Genomic DNA, 5,862 nt, shown 5'->3' with positions numbered 1-5,862 from the left:
CAACCGCCGCTTCCCTTGTCCTGATTGGGCTCGTGGCGGTTTGTACATCTACGGACTGTCGAAGCCGGGTCATAAGCACCCAACTTTTCAGGAACGAGAATAGAAGCTTCCACGATATTCCGAGGCAGCAGAGAAAGTCCGGTTGCAACAGGGAACACAAACCAGACCATCCTTGTCCATTTCGGCACATTCAGCCATTGGGCGCTTCCAAAGCTGGCAATAAAAAAGTACAGACAAAGTTTGATAAATACACTGCCTACCCAGATAACGATAACAATCGCATCCACATTGGTCAGAAAGTCAGCTATGGAAATCATCTGTACCATCGTAAAAAACGGATACCACATTCTGCCGGCTACATTGGGACCGAGTATTGCCAACACAAACAACATTGAAACAGATATAAAGAGGCTGGCGATCCCCACAGCCAAAATCGTTTTGGACGGTGCTTGAGTCGGCTTTGACATGAACGAGACAAACATGGTGACCATCATGACTTCCCCTAAAAAACCAGCGGGCCCTATAGCCCCTTTCAAGATGGACATCAATCCGCCCTCAGGATAAACAGGCAGCAAATTCTCCCATTTCATGTTATTGAAACTGAGAAATAAGGCGATGAGAATCATTACTAAAATAACGGGACCCAGCATCTCAGATAACCGCCCGATGACTTCGATTCCGGACAAAGTTGCAAAGACAATTGCCAATCCTAGCGAGAGAATCACCACTGAAAGAGGAGTCCCGGGCAGAATATATTCCACAATGATTTCTGCAGATTGCCGCAGGATAATGCCGCAGTTGATAAACCACATAATTAAGTAAGGGATTACAATGACCTTTCCCAGCCATTTCCCCAAGATTGTTTGGCTGTATTCGATTAATGTCTGGCGTGGATAGAGCAAACTTAACTTGGTTCCAAGAAACGCGACGAAGATTCCGAATCCTCCGGCAACCAAAGCCGAAATCCAGGCACTTTGCTTTGCTTCGGTCACTGATGGAGTGATCGTAAGAAGAATCGTCATCCCGATTTCCATAGTCGCGATCATCCAAAAAATTTGGTTTCCCGATACTCTGTTCACGCTGCGATCCACCTTTAAACTCACATTTTTCCCATTCTTGCAGGATTGCCATGATTTTAAAACTTTAGACTGTTATCTCCATTAAACAAAAAAATCCGGGCAATTATGCCCGGACCAAACAGACGGCAGATTCAGATCGAATCAAGAATGGCTCGCCCACTGCTCTTCATATAAGTGAACCGAAGCAATAAGGCCATTTCGATCCATTGTATTTTCTCAAGCACTTCTTGCACCCCGGTATCCTTTCCTTCGGTTACCTGCATTTCCACAACATCAATGAAAAGATAAGGGTTCCATTCTGTTTGACGTGCCATTTTTTCCAAAGCGGTTTTCACTTCGTCCTGCTCCAACGATGCAACCGGTACTTCGTCTTGAAGAAAAGCGGTTACTTTCTGATTCAGCTCTTGGAAAACCGGATGAACTAGATCTTCAAACCAATCTCTCGAATTTCTATAATCCCCTTCCATACGATGCATGATCCCATGCCAATAGTTGCCCGTATTGTGATGCTCATACAACATAGGATCCTGTAATATCGTATGTGACTTGTCCAGACTGTCGTTCCACAGATGTAGTCCGGATTTGAAAGCCAGTGCATATGGTTGCTGTTCACTTGCACCGCCTGAGAGCTCCTCTGCTGATAGAGCTTCAATTTTCCGATCCAAAAAAGTATCCCACACCGCTTTAGGTTTCAGAGATTGAATCGGCTTACGACTGTGCAACGCTGCCAGAATTTCTTTCATGATCTTCTCCCTTTTATTGTTTATCCCAAGTTACGCCGCCAGTGGCCCAATCTTTCCGTTTTATTTCCTGGATAATAATATCTACTGCATCTTCTTCAATTTGAAGCGAGCGGGCCATGGCAGCGGTCACCTCCTGAATCATTTTGGACTTCATTTCATCGGTTCTGCCTTCTAACAATTCAATTCTTACCAAGGGCATTTTAAAACCTCCCAATTATTTATGGTCTTTCGCTGCTTTGCCATACCCATTTATTTTGTTTCTAATTATGAAACTGTGTTTCTTTATTTTCTTGTCTCCATTTTAACAAGGTAAGACTTCCGATGCAAGAATTTAGACCAATTTGCATTTCTGAATAACCGCCGATTTTTACATATTGAATTTCGATATGATTTGTTGCAATTCTTGCGCCATCCTGCTTAATGATTGTGCGGACGCTGAGATTTCTTCCATCGAAGCCAATTGTTCTTCCGTTGAGGCTGCCACATTTTGTGTGTTTACGGCCGTTTGTTCCGCCATCCGGGATATTTCAGTCACTGATGCCGCCACTTCCTCGGAGCCCGCAGACAACTCTTCGGCAGTTGCAGACATATCTTGAATTTGATCGTCGACTTTCTTCATCGATTCCAAAATGCCTTTGAAATTAATTTCGGCTTCATGGACTGCGGCAATTCCGTTATGAACCTCTTTTACCACTTGATCCATCGATGTAACGGAGGTAGCGGTTTCTTTTTGAATCTCCATTACAAGATCCGAAATTTGCTTTGCCGACTCAGCCGATTGTTCGGCCAGTTTTCGTACTTCATCTGCGACAACCGCGAACCCGCGTCCCGCTTCTCCGGCTCTTGCCGCTTCAATCGCGGCATTGAGCGCCAACAGATTGGTTTGTGCCGCAATGCCTGTGATCACTTCAAGAATCTTGTCGATTTCTTGTGATTTTTGATTGAGGTGCAGAATGGCCGCTTTGGAGTCTTCTACGGAAGCCGAAATCGAATCCATTTGTCGTACTGCTTGCCGCATGGATTGATTCCCGAGTTCCGCTTTTGCTGTCGTATCTTGGGAAGCCTGCGAAACATTTGACGCATTTTCCGCTATTCGGCTAATTCCAATGGCCATTTCTTGCATTGCCTTCGAAGATTCGACTGTGCTTTGGGTTTGATGTTCGGCATTCGACGCCACTTCTTCAATTGCAGCCGCAATTTGTTCGGATGCTTTGCTTGATTGTTGGGCGCTTGCCGTCAACTCTTCTGCAGATGCGGCTACTTGCTCCGCACTGGAACCAACTTGAGCAATCAGATTTCTCAAATTCATTCTCATGGTTTCTACTGCCTGGGCCAGTTGTCCGACTTCATCATCAGACTTGCGTTGAATCTGTACGGTCAGGTCACCATCAGCCAATGATTTGATTTTATCAAGTATGGATGGGATTTCCTTTAACAAATGGTTAAGGAGAAAGTAAGCCAAACCAACAAGAACCAATATAGAGATGGTTATGTGCATGAGTGTTGTTCTGGTAAACGAAGCGATTTGTGATAACGCTTCATCTTCCGGCATCGCAGTACCAACTGACCAGCCAGTTATTGGTACAGGTGAATATCCTACATATTCCATCCGATTGTTAACTTCAACAAGTTTCAGCCCTTTTTCTCCCGCAATCATCTTTTGTCCAATGGAACCAATTTCTCCTTTAAGTTCCGGCAGGTTTTCTTTCATTATTTTTTCTTGATTCGGATGATATAAAATTGTTCCATTCTTTGCCAACAAAAACGTATATCCTGTCTTGCCAAACTCGTAGGACTTCATAATTGCAGGCAAATGATCCAAAAACAAATCGATGGCAACAAAACCCGTTGTATTCGACGATTCGTCCTTCACTTGTTTCATGATACTGATAATCACTTTTCCAAATACTTCATCCATATAGGGGTCTGTGAAATACAGGTCTTCAGCACCCAATGCGGCTTTATGCCAAGGGCGTTCCTGGATATTAAAAGATGGCTTTGATAAAAATGAACCGTTTCCGATCAAGAAATTGGCTTTTTCACTGGCGGTCCATACAAACGCAATTGATTTATCCAGTTTTTGAACCGCTTCTAATGATTGCATGACTCCGTTGTAATACGGGTTTGTCACCGCTTCGTCACGGGAAGAAGCGGTTTTTAAGTAGTTGACAATCATTGGATTTGTGCTCATCTGCCTGACCAGCATTCCTTTTTCACTGAAGAAAGCATTGAGTTCATCGGAAATGGCCTTGCTTTTAACGGAAAGGTTCTCCTCTGTATTTTGCAATAACAGATTTTTTGTTTGGGCGTAATTCACATATCCCGTTAAGCTAAATACGATCGTAATGAGAATCAACATTGCCAGCGATAGCTTTTTGGCTATACTGTCTCGTATCCACACCGCTCCGCCAATTTTTTTTGCCGCAACTCTTTGTCCCACGATGATGGCCTCCTCTTGGTTTCGCACATCCTCATAAAAGTATGCGAAATTATCTGAATTTTAAGTGTTTTACATCTGGCTTTTTGAAGAGCAGATGACAACATGCCGTTCCTATCCACATAGAAAAGATAAACGGAAACGTCAGAGTAGGAAGGGAGAAATACGAAAGAACATTATACAGAAACTGGAAGATAAAAACAGCAAGAACAGCAAAAACAAGAATAAACAGTTTGTTTACTTCAGGTCGAAAACGTAAAAAACCAAGCACAAGCAGTGCCGTATTTAAACTTATCAGACCGAGAGAGACAGAGAAGTGACCAGTCCATAAGGCAGGAAGAGAGCCAATCAACGCCCCGCTCCAAGTCCAAACCGCCTCACGCCAGGATACAAGAGAGATTCCCACTAGAATAAAGAGACCACTTAGAATTGATTCCAAGAAGAAAATTTGTCCCATCCCAAGTACTGAAATCTCCCATACCGGAGTCACTTCACATGTGGCAGCGGGAGATTTAATATCCATCAGGAAAATTGCTAACCATGTTAACAGAACATATGGAAAGGTTAGAGGAGAAATCCTTAACCGTGAGGAGAATATTTCATAGAGCAAGGTTGTTAAGCCAGCACCCACTATAACCAATACCCATAACAAGGCGGTATGCGGCAGGAAAACAGGGAAAGCCAAGCCGATCAGTGCCCCGTTAAATCCATAAAGACCTTCTTTTATTTTATCTGGACATCTTTTTGTTACAGCGGCTGCGAAATTGGCTGCCATTGCTCCCAAAAAACATGTGAAAGCCATTAAAGAAGAATATGCGGATATTCCTATTAAAAATATTCCTCCTGCTATTGGACGATTGATAAACAAAATTTGCGCAATGCTTGATAGTGCGTCTAATAATACTTTTTTGCCCATAATCCTACCCTTTCTGTGCTCCATTCCTGGATGACGATTGCACAAAATAGTACCGCTTGACCAGTATCCGAACGTGGATGTCACTGGTCAAGCGGTACAGGTAAAGCCCTATCTCAGTGGCAATTTGAATTCATCACTCAGATGCCTTAAGCAAATCGTACAGGGTTAATGCGACTATCTTCGTTGCCTTGACCAAATCTTCAATTCTCACATGTTCATCCGCACGGTGGCCGTTTGCTTCGAGCAGGGTTCGTGGGCCTGCGCCAAACAGGACTACCGGAACACCCGCTTCGGCAAAATGTCTTGCGTCGGTGTACAAGGGGATTCCGTGAATCTCCGGCTCTCCGTCCATCAGTTCTTTCCAGTTCGCCGCAAGTGTTTGAATCAGCGGGGAATCTTCCGGTGTCGGCTTGAAGCTTTTTGCCAGCAGAATCCGTTCAATCTCTGCCTGGATTCCTTCATAGCCTTTCACCACGTTTTCCACCAATTCACGAATTTCCATTTCCACCTGTTCCCCGTCTTCCTCAGGGATCAATCGGCGGTCGATCCGGATCGCGCATTGGTCCGGTACCACGTTGGTATTGATTCCACCCGAGATCAAACCGACTACCATCGTGGGCGACTCGATTCCCGGAACACTGGAGCGTTTTTGATCCAACGTCCGGCGATATTCGTACAGTGCCTGCA

Annotated in this window: 6 protein-coding genes; all 6 read right to left on the bottom strand. The window is 44.3% G+C overall.

Features of this window, described 5'->3' with window-relative positions; translation table 11 throughout:
• A partial coding sequence (locus ACFO8Q_RS03465) for a GerAB/ArcD/ProY family transporter (protein ID WP_380024315.1) occupies nt 1–1,079 on the bottom strand: 1,079 nt, incomplete at its 3' end.
• A 131-nt stretch (nt 1,080–1,210) separates the two neighbouring features.
• Nucleotides 1,211–1,822, bottom strand: a complete 612-nt coding sequence (locus ACFO8Q_RS03460) for a hypothetical protein (protein WP_380024313.1) — start codon at nt 1,820–1,822, stop codon at nt 1,211–1,213.
• Nucleotides 1,823–1,835: 13 nt separating this feature from the next.
• Entirely contained in the window at nt 1,836–2,021 is a 186-nt protein-coding gene (locus tag ACFO8Q_RS03455) for a 2-hydroxymuconate tautomerase family protein (RefSeq protein WP_380024311.1), read from the bottom strand.
• Nucleotides 2,022–2,189: 168 nt separating this feature from the next.
• Nucleotides 2,190–4,262 (bottom strand): methyl-accepting chemotaxis protein, encoded by a 2,073-nt coding sequence (locus ACFO8Q_RS03450; RefSeq protein ID WP_380024309.1) that lies wholly within the window; start codon nt 4,260–4,262, stop codon nt 2,190–2,192.
• A 49-nt stretch (nt 4,263–4,311) separates the two neighbouring features.
• Nucleotides 4,312–5,175: an urea transporter gene (locus ACFO8Q_RS03445; RefSeq protein ID WP_380024307.1), complete on the bottom strand. Its 864-nt coding sequence runs from the start codon at nt 5,173–5,175 to the stop codon at nt 4,312–4,314.
• Between the two features lie 133 nt (nt 5,176–5,308).
• Nucleotides 5,309–5,862 (bottom strand): M20/M25/M40 family metallo-hydrolase (locus ACFO8Q_RS03440; RefSeq protein ID WP_380024305.1); only part of this gene is annotated, 554 nt, incomplete at its 5' end.

The sequence above is a fragment of the Effusibacillus consociatus genome, from assembly GCF_042652925.1.
Taxonomy (GTDB): Bacteria; Bacillota; Bacilli; order Tumebacillales; family Effusibacillaceae; genus Effusibacillus; species Effusibacillus consociatus.
This window is presented reverse-complemented; position numbering and strand designations above follow the sequence as displayed.

Bases quoted from the DNA above. Each gene is read 5' to 3' on its own strand.
- ACFO8Q_RS03445 (WP_380024307.1), bottom strand. From the start codon at position 5,175: ATGGGCAAAAAAGTATTATTAGACGCACTATCAAGCATTGCGCAAATT.
- ACFO8Q_RS03460 (WP_380024313.1), bottom strand. From the start codon at position 1,822: ATGAAAGAAATTCTGGCAGCGTTGCACAGTCGTAAGCCGATTCAATCT.
- ACFO8Q_RS03455 (WP_380024311.1), bottom strand. From the start codon at position 2,021: ATGCCCTTGGTAAGAATTGAATTGTTAGAAGGCAGAACCGATGAAATG.